Origin of the sequence: Proteiniphilum acetatigenes DSM 18083 (genome assembly GCF_000380985.1) — a bacterium.
Classification (GTDB): domain Bacteria; phylum Bacteroidota; class Bacteroidia; order Bacteroidales; family Dysgonomonadaceae; genus Proteiniphilum; species Proteiniphilum acetatigenes.
On the sequence record NZ_KB905700.1, the window covers coordinates 119,538 to 143,670 of the forward strand.

Here is a 24,133-nt window from a genome sequence, read left to right on the forward strand (position 1 = left end):
TTTCCGTTAAGAGAGAGCAGAACGAGTTTACTTGTTTTGCCGAACGTAGGAAAAGTCTAACTCGTTGAACTTTTCCAAGGCCTATATTATTCAAAATTAGATAAAAATCGTTGTGTGCAAATAAATGTGAAAAGTAAAAAATAACAATATGACAGATACTGTACGTGTGCATTGTCTTAACACAGATGTATATAAAGAGGTGAAAATCGGTTCAACATTAGAGGAATTGATTGATGTTTTCGGGGTTACATCGCCTTACCTGATTACGAATGCAAAAGTAAATTACAAGACGGAATCACTTGATTATAGAATATATCGGCCGAAAACAATAGAGTATGTTGACCTTACCCATTCTTCTGCCATGCGTACCTATGTAAGGTCACTCTGTTTTATTCTTGCCAAAGCGGTGGATGATACCCTGCCCCATGCCGAAACCTATATTGAACATGCTGTAGCCAGAGGATATTATTTTCAGATAGAAGCGGAAGTACCCGTCGGCAAGCCTGAACTGGATGCTATTCGTAAAAGGATGCGGGAGATCGTGGACGCGGATATTCCTTTCGTGCAGGTAGAAGAGGAAACTGCTAAAGTGGTGAAATTGTTCCGTGAACGGGGGATGGAAGATAAAGCCCGGTTGCTTGAAACGTCCGATTTCCTTTATTCCCGCTATTCAAAACTGGAAGAGTATATCGACTATTTTTATGGTAGCCTGACACCCTCTACCGGTTATATTACCCTGTTCGATATTCAGCCGCACAACGGAGGTTATCTGTTACGGGTGCCCAACCGGGAAAATCCGGTGGAACTGGAACCCGAAATACAGCAGGAGAAATTGTTGAAAGTGTATCGGGAGCATCTCCAGTTTTTAAGGATAAGCCAGTTGGATAACGCAGGAGACCTGAACCGGGCGAAACAGGAGAACCGTATGTCTGAAGTGATCCAGGTGGCGGAGGCCTATCAGGCAAAACAAATTGCGGCGATCGCCGAGGAGATCACCAACCGGTTCAGGGAGGGAGTGCGTGTCGTCCTGATATCAGGACCCTCTTCTTCGGGAAAGACTACCTTCCGTAAACGGCTTGAAGTGCAATTGCTGGTGAACCTGCTGAAGCCGGTGGGTATTTCTCTGGATGACTATTTTATCAACAGGGATCAAACGCCTTTGGATGAACATGGTGAGAAAGATTATGAATCGATTTATGCGCTCGACCTGGCGTTGTTCGAACAGCATATGCTCGCGCTTATGGCGGGAGAGGAGATTGAACTGCCGTTTTATAATTTCATGACCGGTAAGCGTGAGTTTAAGAAGAACTACCTGAAGATGGAGGATAACAGTATCCTGATCGTGGAAGGTATCCATGGCTTGAACCCGGAATTGACGGAGCATATCCCCCCTGAGAAGAAATTTATGGTCTATGTCTCTGCGCTGACGACCATTTCACTGGACGACCATAACTGGATCCCCGCTTCCGATAACCGGCTGATACGCCGTATTGTACGTGATTATCGTTACCGTGGTTATTCGGCGGAACAAACCATTTCCCGTTGGGATAGTGTCAAGCGTGGTGAAGATAAATGGATCTTTCCCTACCAGGAGAATGCCGACGTGATGTTCAACTCAGCCATGATCTATGAACTGGCAGCTATCCGGCGCCATGCAGAACCCATCCTGCAGCGTGTACCACGTACTGTACCCGAATATTCCGAAGCGTACCGCTTACTCAAATTCCTGGGTTATTTCAATTATATTACCGACCGCGAACTGCCGCCTACTTCATTACTCAGGGAATTTGTGGGAGGAAGTAGTTTCAGGTATTAAGAAGGTGGGAAGGTGGGAAAGTGGGATAGTGGGATAGTGGAAATGTGAAAAGTGAAAATTCCGTGTATCGTCCTAAAAATAATTTGCACGATACTTGTTAAATACCTGTCAAATACGTGACATGTTAATACGTAATTTTCCAATTACTGCCAAATGCTCGACACACCCATAGGTAATTTTACTGATTTATTGATTAGATAAGAGTCCCCGGTCAGACTGGGGCATAAATATGACAGAAGATATAATTTGTGCGATATCTACTCCTCCCGGCATGGGAGCGATAGCTGTTATCCGCCTTTCAGGCGAAGGAAGTTGTGCGCTGGCCGACCGGATATTTCACTCTCCTTCCGGAAAGAAACTCAGCGAAGCTGCTGCCAATACCGTCCATTTCGGGAGGGTCATGGTGGACGATGAAGTCCTGGATGAGGTGCTGGTTACGGTTTTCCATGCCCCCCATTCCTTTACGGGTGAGGAGAGTGTAGAGATCTCCTGTCATGGATCGGTGTATATCCAGCAGAAGATTATGGAACTATTACTTGCCAATGGAGCCCGGTTGGCAGAGGCGGGAGAATTCACCCGTCGCGCATTCCGTAACGGGAAGTTCGACCTGAGCCAAGCCGAGGCGGTTGCCGATCTGATTGCTTCTTCCTCACGGGCTTCGCACAGGGTTGCAATGAACCAGATGCGGGGAGGTTTTGCCAAAAAACTGGCCGACCTGCGTGATAAGTTATTACAGTTTGTTTCTCTGATCGAGTTGGAACTCGATTTCTCGGAAGAAGATGTGGAGTTTGCCAACCGGGAGCAACTCTATTTGCTGACCGAAGAGATTGAACAGGAGATCGGAAAACTGGTCAATTCGTTTCGGTTGGGAAATGCCATTAAGAGCGGTATTCCCGTGGCCATTATCGGCGAGACCAATGCCGGTAAGTCGACCCTGCTGAACCTGCTTTTGAATGAAGAGAAAGCCATTGTCAGCGATATCCACGGCACCACGCGCGACGTGATAGAAGATACCATGAATATCGGGGGCGTCACGTTCCGGTTTATCGATACGGCCGGTATCCGCCAGACTTCCGACACCATTGAGACGATGGGAATTGAACGCACATTTCAGAAGATCGAACAAGCCTCTATTGTGCTGTGGGTAATCGATCTGACTACACCACGGGAAAAGATCGAGACGTTAGCAGAATCCATTGTTCCGAGAACAAACGAAAAACACCTTATTCTGCTGTTCAACAAAGCCGATCTGATGCCGGAAGAAGAACGGAGAGAAATGGAGAACCTCCTTTCCGGAGTGGGGGATAACAGGCTATTTATTTCAGCCAAGCAGCATTACAATACCGGCCGGTTGCAGGAGTTGTTAGTCAAAGCCGCCGCTATTCCTTCCATTAACGAGGAAGATGTAATCGTAACCAACCTGCGACATTATGAAGCCCTCACCAAAGCCTTTGAAGCTATCCTCCGTGTAAAAGAAGGTCTGGAGATCGGCATCACCCACGATTTCCTCTCCCAGGACATCCGTGAGTGTATGTTCCACCTAGGTGAGATCACCGGACAAATATCTACCGATGAAATACTCGGCAATATTTTCAGTAAGTTCTGCATCGGTAAGTAATTACTTTACTATTTATTGGTTGTTTAAAAGTGGTGGTAATACCGCCACAAATAATACAAAATCATGAAAACAGAAGAATTGAAAATCGGTAATAGCCAAATTATTATTTATCAAACACAAGATGGTCACACAAATTTGGATGTGAGGCTTGAGAATGATACTGTTTGGTTAACTCAGAAACAGATCGCAGAACTGTTTGGAACAAAGTGACCAGCGATAACAAAACATTTAGGGAATATATTCAATTCAGCAGAATTGGAAGAGAATTCAGTTAGTTCCATTTTGGAACATACTGCAAATGATGGTAAGGTTTATCAAACGTACTACAATCAAAAGAGTTATCTGACATTCTTGATATAACCACAGATGGAGTTAAATATTATTTGCGAAATCTGGTTCGTGAAGGAATTATTATTCGTGAAGAATTATCACAAACTTAACAGCCATTTCCATACTGGAACGACTTCAATTGTTTTATCATCAGACTCCAGTATCTGTTCACTCTCTCTTGTAATAATCATCAACTTTTTACATTCTAATACACTAGGAAGTTTCAATAATGCACCAACCTCTCTATCAAATGTGCCATCGCTATTATCAAGATTATAGCACACTTGAATAGCAACGGCTTCATCAGGGATATAAAAATCTACTTCAACTCCTTTGTTGTAGAAAAAAACCGCATCATTGCGTCCGTATTTACGCAACAGGTTTATGGCTACTAAATTTTCCAATAACGAAGTATTTCCATCCAGTAAGAAAAGGTTCAGAATCCCATTGTCAGGAAAATAATATTTTGGATTTGTTTCTTTATCAACAAGTTTACCAGCTATATTTTGTAACGAAGAAATCAGCCAAGCGTCTTTTGCATATTCTATATATTTGATTATAGTGGTTTTGCCTACTTTCACTCCGGTTGATGACACAATATTGGCTACTCTTGAAAATGACAAGGGTTGCTTTACGCTTTCAGCCAGTTTTTTGAACATGATACGCAGGGCAAACGTATTGTCCACTGAATGCCGGGTAGCGATATCTCCTAAATATATTTTTTGATAAACACTTGTCAAGTAATCCCGTTTGGCTGTAAATTCTGCACTTTCAGGAAATCCTCCGAAAAAAAAATAATCATTGAATTTTCTTAGAATTTCTGCTTTCCCTTCCGTTGAAAGCAAAGATTCTTCACTGATACTGATTCCGTTTGCAGTCAGGAACTCTTTGAAATTATACGGAAAAACATCAATGGGGATATAACGACCTCCAAGAGTGGTTTGAATATCCTGACTTAACATTTTGGCATTACTCCCGGTAATATAAACCCGGTGTTTAGTATCAGCCATACGACGGGCGAATTTTTCCCAACCTGCAATGTTCTGTATCTCATCAAGAAAGAGTATCGGCTTCTTTCCATACATCTCTAAATGGACTTCCAAAAGCAGATTCAAATCTTCCAAAGACATACCGACAAGACGTTCATCCTCAAAATTAACATACAGCATTTCGTTCCAGCTAACTCCTTGTGCAAGTAGCTGCTGCATCCGTTGATAGAGTAGGAATGATTTTCCCGCTCTTCGAATGCCAACAAAAACGTAATTCCCAAATTCTTCAAAGATGAAATCTCTTGGAATTACCTTGTATTTAGGCACTTCTATTTGATTGTCAGTAATAACCGTTTTCAGTATATTTTTATCCATAATTATTTCCGTCTTATTGATGAGACAAATATAGCTAGTTTTTGTCTTATATGCAAGACGAAATTATAATTTATTATTTGGGGAGTGACTTTAACTTAACAATTAATCACTGATCAGGAATTAGAAAAACCAACTGTAGAAAAAGTGCTTTCCGCAACAAATACTTTGAACAATTTCGAAATTAGGCAAAAGGTTCCTGCCCAATAACAAACGCACATTGTTAATTCTTTTTTCTATATGTCCCAATCCTGTACACGCCATATTCCCTTTTTGTCAGGAACACGGACAAAAATGTTTGGGTTTAGCATCTTCAATTCCTCAATAAACTCTTTCTCCCTAACCGGTGAAATTAGCATGTACGGGAATTTCGCTTTTCCATCGAGACTAATACTCAATCTCTTGAGAGAAGCGGCAGGTGACGAAAGAGGATTATACGAACGTTCCACCGAAATGATATTCGTGATTTTCACACTTCCACAGGGAATATTTCCTATTTTCACGAACAGTTTGTCCCCTGATATGATGTAGCGCATTCCTGTAAACAGAATGACTATAAACAAAAATGAACCGCCCATAATGAACAGACCTGGTATTATCATATGTTTAATCATCGGTATGGTACAAGGGATAAATATTGCCAATGTGAAGCCGAGTAGCAATACGCTAATGCGCGACCTGAATACTTTTTGATCTTCCATTATTTACTATATTATTATATTAATTTTCAGTCTTCTATATCGTTGTGCCGGCTTACATACAACGGGCCGCGGCTTGGCGTTCGGGCGGTTCGCGGGACGAAGTCCTGTCAACCGGGGCGAACGCTTATGCGGGAGACGAAACCCCAAAATCGCAATTCGGTAAACCTAACGCTAAACCCCTTGTTAGACGCCACCTATTAGCTTTCCCGTGATCTTATTCCTGAATTACATATATTGCTCTTCCCTGTGCGAGTATTTTATCACTCGAACCACCTCCATAAAAAATACCATTAGAATAATATCCCGCTGTTCCTACTGACTGGCTTCCTGTATTGGTTAAAAGCACTCCATTAGCTCCAACTTTAGCTGCTCTCGACTTCAAAGCTTCCATTGCTTTATCTTGTGCTGTTTGTCTTGAAAATATTACATCACTAGAAACTTCAATTATTCCAATACTTTCGTATTCCGCAGGAGGATCAAGATAAATTTTCACTTCATTTGGACTAATCGCGGATCTTTTCGTTCCGGTAATAATTGTAGAACCAGTTGCGCAACCAAATAACGATCCAAGAATAAAAATTGCCGTGATCATATTAAGCACTCGTATACTTTGTTTCTTTTTCGGCAAACTAATGATTTTCATCATATGATTATTTTATTATAGTGTTATAAATCTTCCTGTTATCTCTATTATCACTATGCTATTCACAGGGTGGTTACTAACGCCAAATCCTTGTTAGCGGTTCGTTGTTCTTTCATTTGTCGGTTCATAATAAAGAATGACTGCACCACTGCCAAATGTTTTGGTCTTTATGAGTTTAAGCATAATTTTTTCGCTGATATTTTTAAATAACGGCAAACCACTTCCTGCGATTACAGGGTGGACACAAAGTTGATATTCGTCTATTAAATTAAGTTTCGTCAAAGCTACAATCAAGCTCGGACTGCACACAAAGACGTCTTTACCCGATTGTTGTTTGAGTTCCAACACTTCTTTCTCAAGGTCTTGACTTGCTAATTTCGCGCTTTTCCAATCTACATTTTTCAGTGTGCGGGAAAAAACAATCTTCGGAGTGTTGTCTATTGCGACTGCAAAGTCGTCCATTGCTTTATCGCCTGTGGGATTTTCCAGCACGGTTCGCCAAAATTCCATAAGCTGGTAGGTTATCCTGCCATATAAAGCTGTATCAGCGCTTCTCAACAGGTCAGCGTAGTGTTGATGTATTTCTTCGTCAGGGACACCTGAGGTATGGTCACAAAACCCGTCAAGCGTCATATTCATGGCTGCAATTACTTTTTTCATATTTTCTTTTTTGTCAGTCTGTTTCGTGGGTCGTCCTACAATGACCGCTAACGTCTTATTACGCAATAAAAATGAAACATTCGTAAATACGAATTTTATAACATGTGAAAACCCGGTTTTGTTGTCTTTTTATTATTTGATCCAAATCATTCATTATTAGCTGTGTGCTTTGTATTTGCTCCCTTTTGCATCTTTTGTATTTGAGCAAGTTGCTGCATATTGGGGATATGCTAGATATCAGTATCCAAAATTACAAGAATTTTTCCTTTCAGAGTGATACTACCCAGGAAAAGCCGGATAAAGGCAAGTAAAAGCACTCGGTAAGGATATTGTTGAATTAAAAGACACCAAAAAATCAAATTTTCCCACAACTTGTGGGCGATTTATTTTCCATTCCTTGTGGACAGGAAAACTGTCGTGAAAAAGACAGGATTTCTACCCCAATGCTTGATACGGCACATTTCTATGTGGAAAGAACGTGCCAATTTGCCCTTAATTCCCATGAGAGAACGAAGGTGTGTCCATGTCAATTGTGTACGCAGTGAGTTGTGGGTAGTTATTCCATGTCATTAATTAAAAGCTTATTGGCAGACAAATACCTGTTTTTCCGAATTATCACAAAATGCTTCCTCTTCAAAACCACCTGGAATTGCTAATGCGTCATAATCTTCGATATTGATTTTCTCAAATTCAATCTCAGGACGAACAATTAAATTCCATTTGCATTTAATCTCAGGTCTAAGTCCTGTGGTTATCATATCAACAGGTTCAATTCCTAACACTCTACTCCAACCAATCACATCTGTGAATACTCCAGCTTCATATTCTTCGAGTCCTTGTGCAAGAAATAATAATACTTTTTTATTTTTCATATCGATTTTTTTCAGTGAAGGTTATCTTGGCTTGCCTACAACGTCTTAATTACGCAATAAAGATGAGAGTTTTCAGGGAGTTGATCCAACTGGCCGCTGGTTACTTTGATTACGAACATAATTACCCATCGATCTCTTTCCGGATAAAATTTTCCAAAACCTTTTTATCCGGTAATTCAAGAAGATATTTTGAAACAAATAGCTGATTATCTTTGCCGGCTGTGGTATATTTAACAAGGGGATCACTCTTATCCGCACATAAAATAATTCCGATAGGGGGATTATCCCCTTCAGCCGTCTCTTCGCTTTCGTAATAATTTAAATATAAAGTCATTTGGCCGGCATCAGCATGAGTAAATTTGCCAATCTTCAAGTCAATAAGAACATGACATTTTAGGATTCGATGATAAAAGACTAAGTCAATACGATAGTGCTCATTATCAAAAGTTATTCGTCGTTGTCGAGCTTCGAAACAGAAACCCAATTCCATTAAGAACTGTTGTAAATGAGTTAGTATGGCTTGTTCTAAATCCGACTCGCTATATTGACTTTTTTCTTCCAGTCCGAGAAATTCAAGAATAAAGGGATTGCGGATAACATCTATGTTATTTTCCGGTTTCAGGTTTTTTATTTTAGCAATTACTGCCTCTTTATTAACCGACATTCCTGTACGAAAAAATAAAGAAGTTCCAATTGCACGTTCTAATTCTCTTATACTCCAATTATTTTTTATAGCTTCTACCTCATAAAAAAGACGCTCCAATGGATCGTCAACCCTAATCAACTCAATGAAATGAGAATATGACAATTTTGAGAGAAGTAATTCCGGAGGAAGATTTAGGCTTTCATCCAATTCGACAGGCGCTGTTTGTTGAATCATCAAATTGTTTTCTCCATCTTTAAATTCGACAGACACTGTCTGTTGAATTTGTGGATAGGTCTTATAGAAAGTTCGACATGTTCGTAAAGCCATCGGAGAAAAACCCCGGAGTCCTTTAGCTCGTATGGATTTAGACATTACATCAATAAGCTGCTTCCCATATTTCGCTCTGTCCTCTCCGTTTTGTTCGTATTCAACAATATAGTATCCGACAAGCCAATTGCGAATGGTTAGATTTTGATTAATGACTCTCTTTGCATTCTCTTGTAATACATTATGAGTTTGACAGATGTTGTCAATTAATTGGTCGAAATTTTGTAGCTTAACTATCATCAGAATAAGATATAAAGTACAAAAATAATGAATTTCTGTAGATTACTTCCACCTTACGGATAAAACCGATCTCCTTTGAGTGCCTGTCCCCATCACGATGGTTCGTTAAAAAGATTTTTGCTGACAGTTGATTGTAAGTTTTGTCTGTCAGTTGCATACTATTCAAAATAATTTTCATTCGCTATGTGAATTCGTATCACTCACGCAAAATTGCCTACAACGGTTACGGGTATGAAATGTAGTAGATTAGGGAACTGCATTTCTATCACCCGTTAAGAATCTTGCTGCCAGCATCAACGCTTCGCATACTATTAAAAACCGCTGTATTTTATACCCGATGTTTTGTGCTGTTATTTGTCATTACGAATCTCTCTAAATAAATAATTCGAAATGTTTTTTCAAACTTTTTCGAACAGGGCTTTGAAATACAAAGTACTTTAATTAACTTTGCATCTCAAAGTACTTTGTATTTGTAAAAAAGAAAAATCAGGATTATGAACACTAAAATATTATTTGGAACAATAATGACGCTGGCACTGTTTACCACAACATATGGACAGACGCTGGACAAAGCCAAACTCGATCAATTTTTTGACCGGCTTGCCGAAAAGAATAAGGCAATGGGAAGTCTCGTCATCATCAAAGACAGTAAGGTTCTTTACACCCGCACCATCGGCTACAGCCGGGTTAGCGGCACCGAAAAGAAACCTTTAACCGCGACGAGCAGGTTCCGGATCGGCTCGATCACCAAAATGTTCACTGCCGCGATGATCCTGCAACTCGTAGATGAAGGAAAACTGAAGCTGACCGACACACTCGACAAATTCTTGTCGCAAGTGCCGAACGCCAATAAAATTACTATCCTGCAAATACTCTCGCATCGAAGCGGTATCCCTAACATAAGCCTTAAGGAGAATAGTCAGGGGAATGAGAAAACGACCCCCATGACAAAAGAAGAACACCTCGCTCTTATTGTAAAAGCCAGGCCCGATTTCGAGCCGGATACAAAGTCTCTTTACAGCAACTCCGGCTATTTCGTTTTGGGTATTATAATTGAAAAGTTAACCGGCAAATCCTACGAGGCGGCCCTTCAGGAAAAAATTACCACAAAGATCGGGCTCAGGGATACCTACACTGCGACCGGGAACATTGACGTGAACAAGAATGAAAGTCTTACTTATTTTATGATTCCTGGTGGCGATTGGAAACAGGTACCCGAGACCCATCCAGGTCTCCTCTTCAGCGCAGGTGCAATTGTTTCGACGCCGAACGACCTGGCTGGATTCATTCAGGCGCTGTTCGACGGGAAGATAGTGTCAAAGGAGAGTCTCGACCTGATGAAAACGATGAGGGAAGACGAAGGGTTAGGAATGGTGACATTTGACTTCGCCGGCAAGACTTTCTACGGGCACACGGGCGGGGCCGACAATTACGGAGCGTGGCTGGCTTACCTGCCGGAAGAAAAACTGGCCGTCGCCTACACCACGAATGCGAAGGTTTACCCGGTAAAGGATATTGTAGGCGGCGTTGTCGACATTTACTACAATAAACCGTTTCAGATTCCCACCTTTGAATCAATCGCTATCAGTTCGGAAGTGCTGGACAAATACATCGGAGTTTATACGACAACCGACGCTCCCGTGAAATTTACGATAACCAGGGAAGGCACCACGCTTTATGCGCAGCCGCCTGGGGCACAATCCTCGGTCCCGCTTGAAGCAACGGCCCAGGATAAATTCAAAATTGATAACGGCACCCCTACGGGCATCGTTATTGAATTCGACACCACGAAAAGCCAGATGACGATAAAACGGGACGGCAGGGAAAGGTTTTTTACGAAGGAAAAGTAAACGGATGTAATTAAAGACTATTTAGGGATACGCCAGGTCTCAGTATCCAAAATTACATGAACACCCAACACCCAGATTTTTTATCATCAACCATAACAGAATATAAATCTACCTGGATATTAGGAGATATATCTCTGATGCCATCTTGACGTGTCGCCTATTACCAATGCGATTATTACCAGGAGTTTTATTTAAAATCAATACTTTCATTCGTTTCTAATTCGTCCACGTTTATAGGTGGTTTTACATAACATTTTTCAGGGCTGTTCAATGGTTGTTTTTCTTCGCCCATTGCAAAACCAAGTTTGTAACCAATATTGTCAGATGTCGTCAAGAAAACATTGTCATATTCGGTGTCAAAGTCGCTAACGAACAACATTACATTTTTATTTACACTTTTTTCCGTTGTCCAGGTGTCAGTTGGTCTTGTCGTTGCCCAACCAATAGTTTTAAAATGTCTGTCAAAACCCATTGGGTAGTTTACATAGTTGATAAAGTAGCAGTAAATTTCAAAATTTATGTCATACGGAAAAGTTATTGCAAATTTTCTGTCTGACAGTTTTGTCAATCTTGGAATAGCCTGATATGTCTCTTTGTTGTATGAATTACAAAACTCCTGTAATATTTTCTTGATGTCATTTTCGCTTGCATCTTCAACTATTACAAGTTTGTCGTTTACGACTTTGCTGGTTGGAAAAATGTTTTCTGGCGGTCTTCTCGTGTTTGTGTCAGGCTGTGGCTTTTGATTTTTCAGCCTTGTCCACGCAAGAAACAAGATGATTGCCACAACTATTACAAGTCCATAGATTAAATATTGTTGTTTCATTTGTCTAAATGTTCTGGTCGTTCAAAATTGCGGATAACGAGCACATGTATGAAATGTTGATGGCTGGCTATTTTTTCTATTTTACTAATTATCATCTGTCAGTTTAAGTAAGCCAGTAGAAGTTCCGAACCATTTATTACCTTTTGAATCTATCGCAATTGCATGAACAGGGTCAATGTCTAATCCATTAACTTTTGTATAAGTAGTCCATTTTACTCCATCAAAAACAGAAATACCCCATCCATTTGAACCAAACCAAAGATTTCCTTTAGTGTCAATATTTGCCGAAAGAATAGGAGAACCCGCGACCAACCATTCCGTCTCCGTGGCATGTTTTGTCCAATTTACGCCATCAAATTCAGATAAACCGCCCAAAGTTCCAAACCACTTATTTTCTTTTTTATCTGTCACTATTGACATTACTCCATTACCTGCGATTCCATTTGTATTATTTACGCTATAGCTATAGTTGGTCCAGTTATTATCCGCAAATTTTGAAACACCTCCATAGGTTCCAAACCATTTATTTCCTTGTTTATCAATCTCAATTGAAGTAACCGAATTGTCTATTAACCCATCACTCGTACTGTAAGATGTCCAATGGACCCCATCATATTTTGCCACACCACTAATTGTTCCGAACCATTTATTTCCTATTGCATCTATCGCTATCGAAGTGATAATATTGCTCACATTACAATTGGAAAAACTTTCATCATTTTTATAATATTCCCAGGTAGTTCCATTTAAACTCACAATACCTTCTCCATGTGTCCCAAACCATTTAACTTCTTCTTTATCAATTGCAATAGCCAGAACCGGTGAGCCCCCGAAACCAGTATAATTTGTCCAATTTACGCCATCAAATTTAGATACTCCAGAGTTAGTACCTATCCAGACATTATCTGAAGCATCAATTGCAATAGCGTGTATATTGTTATTTGATAGTCCATCATTGGTAGTATACTTTGTCCATGTTAAAGAAGGTGTATCATCTACTTCATTTTTTTCACATGAAAAATTAATCATTGAAATCAGAATCAGTAAAACAAAGTTTAAAGTTTTCATCATATTGTATTTTAAAATCATGTATATACTATCATACGCCTGTTTTTGGCTTGCCATTAACGTTTTATTTACGTAATAAAGATGAAACATTCGTAAATACGAATTTTATAACATGCGTAAACCCGGTTTTGTGATCTTTTCATTATTTGATCTAAATTATTCATTATTAGCTGTGTGCTTTGTGTTTGTTCCCTTTTGTCTCTTTTGCATTTGAGCAAGTTGCTGCATATTAGGGACACACTACGTCTCAGTATCCAAAATTACATGAATTTTTTCCTATATCCAAGCCGATGTAATAAAAATCAAGGCCACCCTTTTCCTTAGGCTCTTCGTACCACGTGTCCGAAGCACACTTATTACCTTTACAAGTAATTAATAGGCTCTGGAGCCCTGGTATTAATTAAACCCCCAACAATTTATGAAAAACGCCTGTGCCTTGACGTTCATAAAGATGGCATATTCCCTTGTGTGTTGAGCGAACAGAGGGAGAAAATTTGCGGGTAACGTTTCGACACGCTTACCTCCGAATTGACCTCCTTGTGCGACATGTTGATCCGGCACGGGTGTGGATGTGTGGCGATGAAATTATTGGGTTATGTGAATCGTTTCAGTCGGGGTGTTTATCGGGTACAAAAGGAGTTGGAAGAAAACGGTAACGGTAAAGCAATTTTCGATTTTTCCCTGATAACTGCTTTCAGGGTAATGGAAAAAGTCTCGGAAAAGTATTTTGAGGAAGGTTTCGGAGTGGATATTATCCAGGAAAATGAAGAAACTACCCAGAAACTACCCAGAATAGATTGTTGCAAATTATAAAAGAAAATCCGACTATAACTCGCAAAGAGTTATCTGACATTCTAGATATAACCGTCGATGGAGTTAAATATCATTTGCGAAATCTGGTTCGTGAAGGAATTATTAAGAGAGAAGGTTCCGACAGAACAGGCAAGTGAATTATTCTTTAAAAACTTCTCGGTACAAACACGGTACAAATAGAAAATGCAACTTTCAGTAAATCAGATAGGTATATCATTGTAGTATTATCGGTTGACAACTTTAATCCTTATGCAAAGAACCCTAATATCCGTAAATTCTTTTCTGAATTCAGTTGGGTAGATGAAATAGGATCTGGAGTACGGAATGTAAATAAATATCTGAGTATCTACACACCAAATACTAAACCTCTCTTTATCGAAGATGATTTGTTTAAGACCATTATACCATTAGTAGCTTCTGTTTTGGGAAAGGAAAAAGCTGAGACTTTAATGGAACTCGTTGCCTTAGACAGATACAAACTCAACCCGGAAGCCGTAAACGCTATCGTCGCTTTGGATATTGCTCCTGAATATGGAGGAGATGATAATATAAGCAACTTCTTTTTTGCAAAAGAGTATAGTTTGGGGTGGAGTTGGAGCGAAAAAGGGGTGGAGTTGTTCAATAAAAGAACAATGACATTGTTCCAGATTTTACTGGCTTGCTTAATGCCTCGGAACATTGAAGATATTAAGGAATTAATAGGATTCAATTCCAGGAACAAACTACGGGAAATATACCTTAATCCCTTGCGGGAGGATGCTCGAAAATATAACATATAATATTTTTGTTTAAACTAAACATGAAATAGCAAGTATATTTGTTGCGAAAGATAGATTTGAAGTTGAAGATAATCCATTGAGATATATTATTAGTATAGATTGAGTAATTATTTTCAACCATTTGTATCTGTTTATTGAAGAAATTACTATCTTTGTAGTTGAAATTATTTCATTGAAATATACTATGAGTATAGATGAAACGAGTAAATTAAACCGACTTTTGCAGCAGAACAATCCCGGAGGCTTGTATTTTTCTGCATGGTTAAAAGAGAATGGCTATTCCGACCAACTGCTTAAAGGGTACAGGGATTCAGGATGGCTTACTCCTTTGTCAAGAGGGGTTATGTTTCGTACAGGAGATAAACTTCGTTCCTTTGCCATACTTGAAAGTTATAATAACCAACTGGGAAAGAATTACCATATCGCTGCTCATTCCGCATTGGAATTTGTAGGTTTCACTCATTATGTTCCTATGGGTAAGCCTTTGTTGCTGGTTTCGCATCCAAAAGAAGAACCAGTTCCTTTGTGGATGAAAGAAGGAGAGTTTGACTATACGATGATGTTTTTTTCGACTGAAACATTTTCCAGGCAACAATTAACCCAATTCAATCCCGACTATCCGCATTTGCATGCTTCTGTTCCTGAGCAGGCTTTTCTCGAATGTCTGTTGCTGGCTCCAAAGCAATATACGTATATGGATTTATACTATATCATGGAGCAATTGACACCACTTCGCCCGGAAGTGTTGCAACTTCTTTTAGAAAACACGGATAATCTAAAGGTGAAACGTATGTTTCTCTATATGTCAGAGAAAGCAGGACATGAGTGGTTCAATTTGCTTGATACTGATAAAATAACATTAGGTACTTCAAAATTTCAATTAGCAAAGAATGGAGTTTACATACCTAAATATAAGATAACCGTTCCTAAAGAATTACACGATTATGAATGAACTTTATAAGAAGCAAGTGGCACTTCTGATAAGAATAATGCCTTTGGTTTACAAAATAAAAGATTTTGCAGTGCATGGAGGAACGGCTATCAATCTGTTTCACAAAAATATGCCACGCTATTCCGTTGATATCGATGTAACCTATATTCCGATTCAAGAACGAGAAGAAAGCCTGAAGACGATTAATGCTCACTTAATTGAGCTAAAGAAGATGATTGAAAAAACAATCCCGGGTGTTCGGATTACTCACAAGCCGAATGTTTGGAAGTTACTATGTGTTATGGACGGAGCGACTGTGAAGATTGAAGTAAACGCTACAAAACGAGGTCTTGTAGGGGCTACCGAAGATAAAAACCTTTGCAACAAAGCCCAAACGGAGTTTAATATGAGTTGTAAAGCTCAGATTGTATCGTTTTCGCAATTGTATGGCGGAAAAATATCTGCTGCGTTAAGTCGCCAGCACCCACGGGATATTTTCGATTGTAAGTATATGCCGATTGATTCGCTCGATGACGTGAAAGACGGATTGATTTTCTGTCTTTTGGGTAGTGATAAACCGATATTGGAATCCTTACAGCCGAATCCGATTGATCAGCAAGATGCTTTAGAAAATCAATTCAAGGGAATGACGGATATACCATTCACATACGAAGACTATAAAACCACTCGTTTGGAATTGATAGACAAAGTAAATAATATTTTAAATGAAGACAATAAAACATTCCTCTTGTCTTTTGAGCAAGGAGAACCGGAGTGGGATAAATGTTGTGCCGGAGATTTGAGCGGATATCCTTCGGTGAAATGGAAACTGCAAAATATCCACAACTTGAAAGAAACGAATCCAGATAAATTTGATGCAGGCATAGATAAGTTGCGAAAGTTTCTTTTGAAATAACCCGGCCTTCCGCATTATCATCCAACAGGATATGCTCCAATGCCTCGTTGCTGTGGGAAGAAATTGCCTCCGGTGGCAACCCTTTGGATTCGGCCTGGCGTAAATATCGCTTGACCGTGTTTTTGGATACCCCCAGCTCACGTGAGATCGTCTTGATCCCGTAGCCAAGGTCATGTAAATGTAGTATCTGTTTTACCATGTTGACCCCTTAAAGCCTTTCATAAAAGAGGCTTGCCTGAATGAATTTAATACAGGGGTCAGGATAAAACGGAATTTGCAAGGATATTGTTGAATTAAAAGACACCAAAAATCAAATTTCCCCACAACTTGTGGGCGATTTATTTTCCATTCCTTATCTCTTTATTATCGGAAATTATTCGCCAATCACTGACTGGCTTATTTGAGGATACAATATGCTAAAATCACTTTTGAGTTGATTCAGGAGAATTGCCATCAATATTTTCATCTCCTCTGTTCAGATTTAAAATACTTGCTCTAAATAATTATGTTTTTACATGTAAAAACATAATTATTTTTATACCTTTGTAAAAAGAAAAAAATGAAATCGTTCAGATCAAATATAATAAAGCAAATAGAGACTATTCCTGAAGGGAAAATATTTACCTTCACGGATCTTGATTTTCCTATGGAGAAATTTGCGAACGTAGCAGTTATATTTTCGGAGTTAGCAAAAGGGAAGAAGCTGGCCAGGGTAGAGAAGGGCGCATATTACCGGCCTAAACAATCAAGCCTGGGATTGGGTGTATTGCCCATATATCAGGACGAACAACTGAATTACTTAACCCGTAAATTAGACGGATACCTAACCGGAGTATATATCTATAATAAAATGTCGCTAACGGAACAGGTTTCATCTGTAATAACCATTGCTGTGCCCCAGCCTGTACGTCCGTTCAGGTTCAAAAAACTATCGGTTGAGTGTGTAAAAGCTTATGTAGATATACCGGATAATGAAAATACATTGCGTCTGGTCCGTATGTTGGATGCGATGAAGGATTTGAAATATATTCCGGGAACAACTCCTCAACAAGCCTATAATAGGATATATGATTTACATGTCTCGCCGTTATCCACTGCAGACCTTGAAAAAATTGTATCTTTGGCTACAAATTATCCTCCCAGGGTTCGGAAAATATTGGGCGATATGCTGAGAAAGGCTAATCACCCTGATTTGAGTAAACAGCTTGCAAAGACGATTTGTCCGACCACACGGTTTGAATTGCCCTATAAAACAATATAGTGTCGATGAATTTACATTTCGAAAACGAAGCTTTCAGGGAGTTGATCGAACTCGCCGCCGATCACTTTGAAGTGATTAATACCATAACATTCCTACAGAATTCGTTGAAACGGTTTGACGGGAGATATAGGATATAACACTGGTTGAAATAGAATATGAAACCTATGTCATAGAAAGAAAAAATGGAAAATGAATTAAAACCCTTTTGGAGAAATTTTTTTGATTTTAACTGGAAATTTGGACTTTTCTTAATCTTAATAATTTGTGTTCCTCGGTTCATTTTAGTTCTAAGAGCAAATGAAACTGCAAACTATGGTTATATTGGTTTAATTATGACTATTTCTGCAATTGCACCTTTCTTATTCCTTAATAAATCTGGACGAAAGCAAATCGGAATAACCAAACCAAAAAAATATTCCTGGCTAATCTGGAGTTTTTTATTAGGATTGGCATTCAGTGTTTTGCTTTATTTTTTCGGAGATTTACTCTATAAAAACACATTTGAAAATTGGTATGTTTATATTGGAAAATCATATAATATTCCCGTTGAGATAAAACCAAATGATAAACTTATAATGTTTATAATAATGGCGATAACGGGAATGATTTTTAGTCCAATTGGAGAAGAATTGTTTTTCAGGGGAATTGTTCATTCAAGTTTTGAAAAATCGTTCGGAAATATCAAAGCATCAATCATTGACAGTTCTGCTTTTGCTTTAACTCATATATCACATTTCGGATTGGTGTTTATAAATAATGAATGGAAACTATTTACAATACCAACATTTATTTGGGTTTTGAGTATGTTTTTAGCGAGTATCCTGTTTTATTTATGTAGAAAAAAATCAGATTCAATTTTGGGTGCAATAATTTGTCATTCCGCTTTCAATTTGGGCATGATTTATTGTATCTTCTACTTCTTAAACTGAATAGAAATACAAGAACTTCCGTTAATTGCTCAATTAATTCAGCACATGACTTTGATTCTCCCGGAATCATATTGGTTTGCATACTTCGGTAATCGGCCTCCCATGCAACAGCTTGCTCCTCCGAAGGTATAAAATTCATAGGAGTTACAGACTCAAAAAAACTGCTGGAAGACATACCCAATAAAGTAAGAGATACATTAGGAATTTTGGTTGATGTAAACTTACATGAAACGGATAAAGGTGACTACATAGAAATCAATGAAACTAAACCGACCTTATCATCAGAAGAACTTGGAGAAATAGTTGAAAAAGGCATATTAAAGTCATCAGGTGCAAAGGGAAGAGGTGCAAAATATTTTTTCAAAAAATAATCGTTCATTAATTGTTCGTATTGTTCGTTATTTTTGTAATTATTGGCTCAAATTCGGCTTACGCGCCTCAAAACATAGAATATAGAGAGTAAGACCGGCTGCCAACGCTCCCTGCTTCACGCCTGAATATGTCCGGCCCCTTTGTACATTCCACCCGATATGTCGACTGGAATTTGTTCATTGTTCTTATTTTGATGGATCTTTTTTTAATTCAAATCCTTTCCCGGTCAATCGATAGCGTTGTCCCGGATGATTCGGAGTATTAGGGTAGGTCATTTCTACGTAACCGAACTCAATAGCCGGATAGAGATAGTTCTTTAAGAAGTTATCTCTGCCTTTCAATTCCAACGCTTCTTGCAGCTCTTCACGTGTCGAACTTTCATCGATTATATGAACTATCTTTCTGATTGATCTCAGTGTTTCTTCGGGAATACTATTCTTTACAGCTTGTCCTGTAGCTTGTCCTGTAGCTTGTCCTGTAGCTTGTCCTGTGGCACCGACTTCTGAATCCTTCCTCCAGATGATAATTTTAAAAAAATCTTCCTGAATGAATTCCGGCTCTTTTGGCAATCCTGCGCCCTTGCACCAGCGGATGATATCACCCGTACCTGTTCCTATCCGCTCGATATAACCGGCGAGGTACATCGGTTCTGCCAGTAAAAGATTAGCCGGGATGGAACTATGCGGCTTTTTTAATTTTTCGGGAGTCAGGCCATATGGCAATCGCCCCGGATTCCATATTTCCAGCCGGTCTTTAAACAACATGACCTGTACACTGGCATTACTGTTATAATCGCGATGTGCAACTGCATTCACAATAGCCTCTGCCACCGCGGCTTTGGGTATCTCATATGTTGTACCCGCCTGCGTAGAACCTGCACGTTCTCCTACTTCCAGATCGATTTTCGAGAGGACAAAATCCACTGCTTGATCCACTAATTGAAACACATCCCCCTTATACGTCTGATAAGAAGGGATAGGTTTCGTTATTTCCGTTCCATGAAAATGAGCGCATTTAACATGGGATGATAAAAAGAAATGTTGCGGCTGGTTTCCGAATAACAAGATCGCAGCGTTGGTTAACTGATCATCCTGTATAAGGTTTAGATGGGTTAGAATATTCCTCTCCGGGGCATCTTCCGATAAGGGGAAACCTCTCTTACGCCGTGCAACGACTACAAAATCCTTTATTTTCTGAACATTTAGGTCATCCATTGACGCCTTTTTATTGAATGTAGCGTCAAAAGGGGATGTCCGGATATATCCGTTCTCCTCGAGGTAGCGAACCAATGAAGTGTACACTGAGACTTTCAAATCGGAGAAGGATGAGAATTCTTTCCGCACCACCAGTCCTTCCACCTTACGGATAAAATCGATCTCCTTTGAGTGCCTGTCCTCATCACGATGGTTCGTTAAAAAGATGAGTTTGGTCTTATGCAGTTGCCGGGCATGATCGAATTCCCTCTCAGTAGGGGATATCCCTTCTTCATCTTCGTACCCATATGAGCGACCCAGGAGGCCAAGGTAAATATCACATTGTTCTACTTCTTTCAAATAGACGTTTTGGACGGAATGATCAACTGCCGGCATCCTTTCAAATACAAAAGGATCAAAGAACAGTCCCAATAACGGATCGCTCATTAAATAGTCAAAAAGCATCTGCCGTTCTTTAGCGAATTCTTTTTGAACACTACTTATGAAGACTCGAATCTTATTCATAATGCCTTTATGGAGTCTGTTGCCATATTCATTTAATTAGAATTTCAAAGATAATAATAAGCTATGCCAAGACCAATGACTTTCCCAAATAATTTACTGATACTTTTCCATTTTTATGAATTACTAAAACGATTTTGACATCATATTTAGAAAGAGAAGGCACTCCATAAATCATATTACGAGAAGTTCGCCGACGGAACGGTAAAATGTATTGATGAAGAAATACCGTTTGAGATTCCGGAGAATTGGGAGTGGTGTAGATTAAAGTCCCTTCTCTCCAAATTGACAGATGGAACACACCACTCTCCAGCCAATACTCAAGAAGGAGACTACATGTATGTTACGGCAAAAAACATAAAAAGTACCGGAATATCTTTAGACGGCATCACCTTTGTGTCTAGAGATATTCATGCTGAGATTTTTTCTCGTTGTAATCCAGAAGAGGGAGATATATTATATATTAAAGACGGAGCAACTACAGGAATTGCAACCATTAATTCTTTGAAAGAACCGTTTAGCATGTTGTCCAGTGTGGCGTTGCTTAAACCTTTAAAACATATAGACAATAACTACTTATTGCGATTTTTGCAATCGCCTTCATGCTATAATTCCACAAGAAATAATATGAAAGGTGTAGGGATAACCCGTGTTACATTGACACAGATGGAGCGTTGGCTAGTACCTTTTGCTCCTTTGGAGGAGCAAAAGAGTATTGGTCAGCAAATCAATAATCTATTTAATCTAATTGAGAATCTCGAAAATGACAAAGAAAGCTTATCTAATGAGGTACAATCTCTCAAATCCAAGATTCTCAATCTTGCTATACGGGGCAAGCTCGTTCCGCAAGACCCAAAAGATGAATCCGCGTCTGTGTTGCTCGAACGCATAAAAGCGAAGCATCCTAGAAGTAAAAAGACGGCTTCAAGAACAAGTGATAACTCACATTATCCATTTGACATACCGGAAAATTGGATTTGGGTACATGGTTACGAATGTTTTAACCCTATGGAGAGCAAGAAACCGACAGGAGAAATATTTCTATATATTGACATTAAATCTATTGATAATAAGCAACATATCATAAGTGGGGCTAAATCTCTAAAAGTTTCAGAAGCCCCAAGTAGAGCTAGTCGAGGTTTGGCGATGGGTGATACTCTATTCTCTATGGTTAGACCATATTTAGAAAATATTGCATTCGTAGAAGAGATTTATCAAGATGGTATTGCATCAACAGGATTCTTTGTATGCAAACCCAATCAAATGCTTTATCCGAAATATTTATATTATTTAATGTTATCATCATATGTCATTGACGGGTTAAATGCCTTTATGAAAGGAGATAATTCCCCCTCCATAAATAATAATAATATAACATCATTCCTGTATCCTATTCCACCTATGAAAGAACAAAAACGGATTATCAATAAGATAGAGCAAATTTCAGTTTTTTTAGACTTCGTGACTGAAGAAACGAAAGCGTAGATTTAGAAAAAAACTACGCTTTCAAGAATCTATGTCGATCTACCAATTTACTATTTTATCCACGATAGCTTGTTGTTCGCTGGCGGTACGACGGAGATAGATACGAGTAGTTTCGATACTCTCATGTCCCATAAGGTCAGCTAAAAGAGCAATATCATTAAATCGATCCAAAAAGTTTTTGGCAAACCTATGACGAAAAGAATGTGGGTAGACTACCTGAATATTCAATCCGTATTTTGTGGCAAAATGCTTGAGCTGTTGAGAAATCCCTCGTGTGGTAATTCTTTCCCCGAAGCGATTGAGAAATATATACCCGGATTGCAGATTTTTAGCCTCTAACCATTTGTCTGCTTCGATACGGAGTTTTTGAGGAATATAGAGCCTGCGTATTTTTCCACCCTTTGTATACATATCCAGATATCCTAAATGTACGTGTTCGGCTTTGATTTGAAGCAATTCACTTACACGAGCTCCTGTTGCCGTTAAAAACCAAACAACGAAATACCACTCTGTATGCCCATCCGATTTTAGCTTTGATTTAAAAAACTTATAATCAGCGTTACTGATTACGTTTTCGAGAAAATTCTTTTGCTGAACCTTAACAAACTTCAGTTTCAATTTTTCCTTCTTGATAAATTCAAGAAACTTGTTCATCGCTTGCAACCTCAGATTAACCGTTTGTGGCTTGAAGTGTTCCAATAGATACCCTTTGTAAGCTAACAGATTCTCTTTACTTACAGATTCGTAATTTGTAAGAAAATAATTAACCGTCCATACATACGATGTGATTGTGTTTTTTGACAAATCACTTTTGTCTAATGATTTTTGAAATTTTGTTACCATATATCTTTTTTTGATTAATACAGCACAAAATTATCTGACCTATCTCACATTATGAGAACTTGCCGTTTCTGATTCCCAAAAGTTGGATGTGGTGTCGATTAGAAGATATCGCACAGAGTGATTTAGGTAAGACACTTGATAAGGCAAAAAACAAAGGGACTTATAGGCCATACCTGCGTAGTGTCAATATTCGTTGGGGAAGCATAGATCTAAACGACCTCAATCAAATGAAATTCGAGGATGAAGAAATACCACGGTATACTATCAAAAAAGATGATTTACTAATTTGTGAGGGTGGAGAAGCTGGAAGATGTGCTGTTTGGGCTTATAAAAACTCAATATTATATCAAAATGCAATACATCGCATACGATTCCATAAACTCATTCATCCTTACTTTTATCTGTATGCTATTTGGCTATATAATGATATAAACCTGCTTGATAAGTTCACTAAAGGGGTAACCATTAAACATCTTACAAAATCAGCATTAAACAATATTCCATTTCCTTTACCTCCGATGAATGAGCAGATAAAGATTGTAGATTTAATCGAAAACTTGTTCTCAATTTTGAAATCCATTATAGATGGATCATAATATTTCTATAATTTCATCTAACTTATTAAAGAGTTTTTGTATCTTGAGAACTATTCTAATCTGCTCATTACAAGGAGGGAGAGCAATTCTATAATTGATTATTTTTTCTTTTGAGATATTAGGTTGTGCTCCACCTTCTGCCCTCATCCGCAAATTGTTTTTCTGAGACATTAATAGGTAGAATAAGAATTTATTATCTATTCCAGAGTGTGTTATACAGGCACAACATGCTTGGTTTGTTGTAGAAGGAGTAGCAAGAATTCCTATTTTGCCAATTGTTGCTCCATACATTGCAATCAACACACTTCCTATGGGATTCAATCTGAGAGAACATTCTTCAAGAGCTTTTTCAGTAATTTTCTCGGGAATGTTAGTAATATCACCATCATTAAGGTTTCCAGTTTTGAGCCAGCTAATAGTTCCATGATTATAATAAGATGTGTTTGAACGATTAGGAGTTGCACCGGAAGCCCAATTTCCAATATTTCCTAACAAGCATTCTGTCCATCCTGACGGCAAGTTCTCATAATGTGAG

General features: G+C 38.8%; 26 protein-coding genes and 2 pseudogenes. 16 read left to right on the forward strand and 12 right to left on the reverse strand.

Annotated elements, in window-relative coordinates:
• The first annotated feature begins 148 nt into the window (after window positions 1–148).
• From F597_RS0113790 to F597_RS23140, 4 genes and pseudogenes are all read left to right on the forward strand, one after another.
• Entirely contained in the window at window positions 149–1,816 is a 1,668-nt protein-coding gene (locus F597_RS0113790) for a nucleoside kinase (RefSeq protein ID WP_019540343.1), read from the forward strand.
• Window positions 1,817–2,045: 229 nt separating this feature from the next.
• Window positions 2,046–3,434 carry a tRNA uridine-5-carboxymethylaminomethyl(34) synthesis GTPase MnmE gene (gene mnmE / locus F597_RS0113795; protein WP_019540344.1) on the forward strand — a complete coding sequence of 463 codons (1,389 nt, stop codon included), beginning with the start codon at window positions 2,046–2,048 and terminating at the stop codon, window positions 3,432–3,434.
• 63 nt (window positions 3,435–3,497) lie between these two features.
• Window positions 3,498–3,782 (forward strand): annotated as a pseudogene (locus F597_RS22050) (virulence RhuM family protein); the annotation flags it as partial.
• 8 nt (window positions 3,783–3,790) lie between these two features.
• Window positions 3,791–3,874 carry a hypothetical protein gene (locus F597_RS23140; protein WP_425413899.1) on the forward strand — a complete coding sequence of 28 codons (84 nt, stop codon included), beginning with the start codon at window positions 3,791–3,793 and terminating at the stop codon, window positions 3,872–3,874.
• Here the strand turns inward: F597_RS23140 and F597_RS0113805 are convergent.
• The 6 genes from F597_RS0113805 to F597_RS0113830 form a co-directional block, all read right to left on the reverse strand.
• Window positions 3,863–5,128, reverse strand: a complete 1,266-nt coding sequence (locus F597_RS0113805) for an ATP-binding protein (protein ID WP_019540346.1) — start codon at window positions 5,126–5,128, stop codon at window positions 3,863–3,865. The genes F597_RS23140 and F597_RS0113805 overlap by 12 nt on opposite strands.
• Before the next feature lie 233 nt (window positions 5,129–5,361).
• Complete coding sequence (locus F597_RS0113810; protein WP_019540347.1) at window positions 5,362–5,826, reverse strand: PH domain-containing protein; 465 nt, start codon at window positions 5,824–5,826, stop codon at window positions 5,362–5,364.
• A 214-nt stretch (window positions 5,827–6,040) separates the two neighbouring features.
• Window positions 6,041–6,472: a hypothetical protein gene (locus F597_RS20865; protein ID WP_019540348.1), complete on the reverse strand. Its 432-nt coding sequence runs from the start codon at window positions 6,470–6,472 to the stop codon at window positions 6,041–6,043.
• A gap of 90 nt (window positions 6,473–6,562) precedes the next feature.
• A complete protein-coding gene (locus F597_RS0113820) occupies window positions 6,563–7,129 on the reverse strand; it encodes a dihydrofolate reductase family protein (RefSeq protein WP_019540349.1) in 567 nt (188 codons plus the stop codon).
• Window positions 7,130–7,710: 581 nt separating this feature from the next.
• Window positions 7,711–8,001 (reverse strand): DJ-1/PfpI family protein, encoded by a 291-nt coding sequence (locus tag F597_RS20870; RefSeq protein WP_019540350.1) that lies wholly within the window; start codon window positions 7,999–8,001, stop codon window positions 7,711–7,713.
• A gap of 121 nt (window positions 8,002–8,122) precedes the next feature.
• Window positions 8,123–9,214 carry a PDDEXK nuclease domain-containing protein gene (locus tag F597_RS0113830; RefSeq protein ID WP_019540351.1) on the reverse strand — a complete coding sequence of 364 codons (1,092 nt, stop codon included), beginning with the start codon at window positions 9,212–9,214 and terminating at the stop codon, window positions 8,123–8,125.
• A 494-nt stretch (window positions 9,215–9,708) separates the two neighbouring features.
• Between F597_RS0113830 and F597_RS0113835 the strand changes: the two genes are divergently transcribed.
• Window positions 9,709–11,064: a serine hydrolase domain-containing protein gene (locus F597_RS0113835; RefSeq protein WP_019540352.1), complete on the forward strand. Its 1,356-nt coding sequence runs from the start codon at window positions 9,709–9,711 to the stop codon at window positions 11,062–11,064.
• Between the two features lie 187 nt (window positions 11,065–11,251).
• Here F597_RS0113835 and F597_RS0113840 read toward each other — a convergent pair whose 3' ends face one another.
• Together F597_RS0113840 and F597_RS0113845 are read right to left on the reverse strand one after the other, a co-directional pair.
• Window positions 11,252–11,890, reverse strand: a complete 639-nt coding sequence (locus tag F597_RS0113840; protein ID WP_019540353.1) for a hypothetical protein — start codon at window positions 11,888–11,890, stop codon at window positions 11,252–11,254.
• Between the two features lie 84 nt (window positions 11,891–11,974).
• Window positions 11,975–13,015 carry a ligand-binding sensor domain-containing protein gene (locus F597_RS0113845; protein WP_019540354.1) on the reverse strand — a complete coding sequence of 347 codons (1,041 nt, stop codon included), beginning with the start codon at window positions 13,013–13,015 and terminating at the stop codon, window positions 11,975–11,977.
• Window positions 13,016–13,555: 540 nt separating this feature from the next.
• Between F597_RS0113845 and F597_RS22900 the strand changes: the two genes are divergently transcribed.
• The 5 genes from F597_RS22900 (at window position 13,556) to F597_RS0113865 (ending at window position 16,397) form a co-directional block, all read left to right on the forward strand.
• Window positions 13,556–13,771: a hypothetical protein gene (locus F597_RS22900; protein WP_245542041.1), complete on the forward strand. Its 216-nt coding sequence runs from the start codon at window positions 13,556–13,558 to the stop codon at window positions 13,769–13,771.
• On the forward strand, window positions 13,759–13,908 hold the full coding sequence (locus F597_RS22905) for a winged helix-turn-helix transcriptional regulator (RefSeq protein WP_245542044.1): 150 nt from the start codon (window positions 13,759–13,761) through the stop codon (window positions 13,906–13,908). Before F597_RS22900 ends, F597_RS22905 begins: the two co-directional genes overlap by 13 nt.
• A 312-nt stretch (window positions 13,909–14,220) precedes the next feature.
• Window positions 14,221–14,550 carry a hypothetical protein gene (locus tag F597_RS0113855; RefSeq protein ID WP_019540356.1) on the forward strand — a complete coding sequence of 110 codons (330 nt, stop codon included), beginning with the start codon at window positions 14,221–14,223 and terminating at the stop codon, window positions 14,548–14,550.
• 184 nt (window positions 14,551–14,734) lie between these two features.
• Window positions 14,735–15,502: a type IV toxin-antitoxin system AbiEi family antitoxin gene (locus F597_RS0113860; RefSeq protein ID WP_026327472.1), complete on the forward strand. Its 768-nt coding sequence runs from the start codon at window positions 14,735–14,737 to the stop codon at window positions 15,500–15,502.
• The gene (locus tag F597_RS0113865; RefSeq protein WP_019540358.1) at window positions 15,495–16,397 is read left to right on the forward strand and encodes a nucleotidyl transferase AbiEii/AbiGii toxin family protein; all 903 of its coding nucleotides are present in this window, start codon (window positions 15,495–15,497) and stop codon (window positions 16,395–16,397) included. Before F597_RS0113860 ends, F597_RS0113865 begins: the two co-directional genes overlap by 8 nt.
• A 61-nt stretch (window positions 16,398–16,458) precedes the next feature.
• On the opposite strand, the pseudogene F597_RS22910 reads toward F597_RS0113865, so the two are convergent.
• A pseudogene (locus F597_RS22910) lies at window positions 16,459–16,596 on the reverse strand (helix-turn-helix domain-containing protein); the annotation flags it as partial.
• Between the two features lie 360 nt (window positions 16,597–16,956).
• Here F597_RS22910 and F597_RS0113870 point away from each other — a divergent pair.
• From F597_RS0113870 to F597_RS22430, 4 genes are all read left to right on the forward strand, one after another.
• Window positions 16,957–17,658 carry a hypothetical protein gene (locus tag F597_RS0113870; protein ID WP_019540359.1) on the forward strand — a complete coding sequence of 234 codons (702 nt, stop codon included), beginning with the start codon at window positions 16,957–16,959 and terminating at the stop codon, window positions 17,656–17,658.
• Between the two features lie 5 nt (window positions 17,659–17,663).
• Window positions 17,664–17,795 (forward strand): hypothetical protein, encoded by a 132-nt coding sequence (locus tag F597_RS22990; protein ID WP_019540360.1) that lies wholly within the window; start codon window positions 17,664–17,666, stop codon window positions 17,793–17,795.
• 45 nt (window positions 17,796–17,840) lie between these two features.
• On the forward strand, window positions 17,841–18,587 hold the full coding sequence (locus F597_RS0113880; protein WP_019540361.1) for a CPBP family intramembrane glutamic endopeptidase: 747 nt from the start codon (window positions 17,841–17,843) through the stop codon (window positions 18,585–18,587).
• A gap of 206 nt (window positions 18,588–18,793) precedes the next feature.
• Entirely contained in the window at window positions 18,794–18,958 is a 165-nt protein-coding gene (locus F597_RS22430) for a hypothetical protein (protein WP_019540362.1), read from the forward strand.
• 186 nt (window positions 18,959–19,144) lie between these two features.
• Here the strand turns inward: F597_RS22430 and F597_RS0113890 are convergent, their stop codons facing one another.
• Window positions 19,145–20,677 carry a DUF4062 domain-containing protein gene (locus tag F597_RS0113890; RefSeq protein WP_026327473.1) on the reverse strand — a complete coding sequence of 511 codons (1,533 nt, stop codon included), beginning with the start codon at window positions 20,675–20,677 and terminating at the stop codon, window positions 19,145–19,147.
• A gap of 234 nt (window positions 20,678–20,911) precedes the next feature.
• On the opposite strand from F597_RS0113890, the gene F597_RS22065 reads away from it, so the two are divergent.
• Window positions 20,912–22,159 (forward strand): restriction endonuclease subunit S, encoded by a 1,248-nt coding sequence (locus tag F597_RS22065; RefSeq protein ID WP_281167192.1) that lies wholly within the window; start codon window positions 20,912–20,914, stop codon window positions 22,157–22,159.
• A 39-nt stretch (window positions 22,160–22,198) separates the two neighbouring features.
• Here F597_RS22065 and F597_RS0113900 read toward each other — a convergent pair whose 3' ends face one another.
• A complete protein-coding gene (locus F597_RS0113900) occupies window positions 22,199–23,002 on the reverse strand; it encodes a tyrosine-type recombinase/integrase (RefSeq protein ID WP_019540365.1) in 804 nt (267 codons plus the stop codon).
• 86 nt (window positions 23,003–23,088) lie between these two features.
• On the opposite strand from F597_RS0113900, the gene F597_RS20880 reads away from it, so the two are divergent.
• Entirely contained in the window at window positions 23,089–23,598 is a 510-nt protein-coding gene (locus F597_RS20880; RefSeq protein ID WP_019540366.1) for a restriction endonuclease subunit S, read from the forward strand.
• Here F597_RS20880 and F597_RS0113910 read toward each other — a convergent pair.
• On the reverse strand, window positions 23,593–24,133 hold a 541-nt coding region (locus F597_RS0113910), incomplete at its 5' end, for a restriction endonuclease subunit S (protein ID WP_019540367.1). The genes F597_RS20880 and F597_RS0113910 overlap by 6 nt on opposite strands.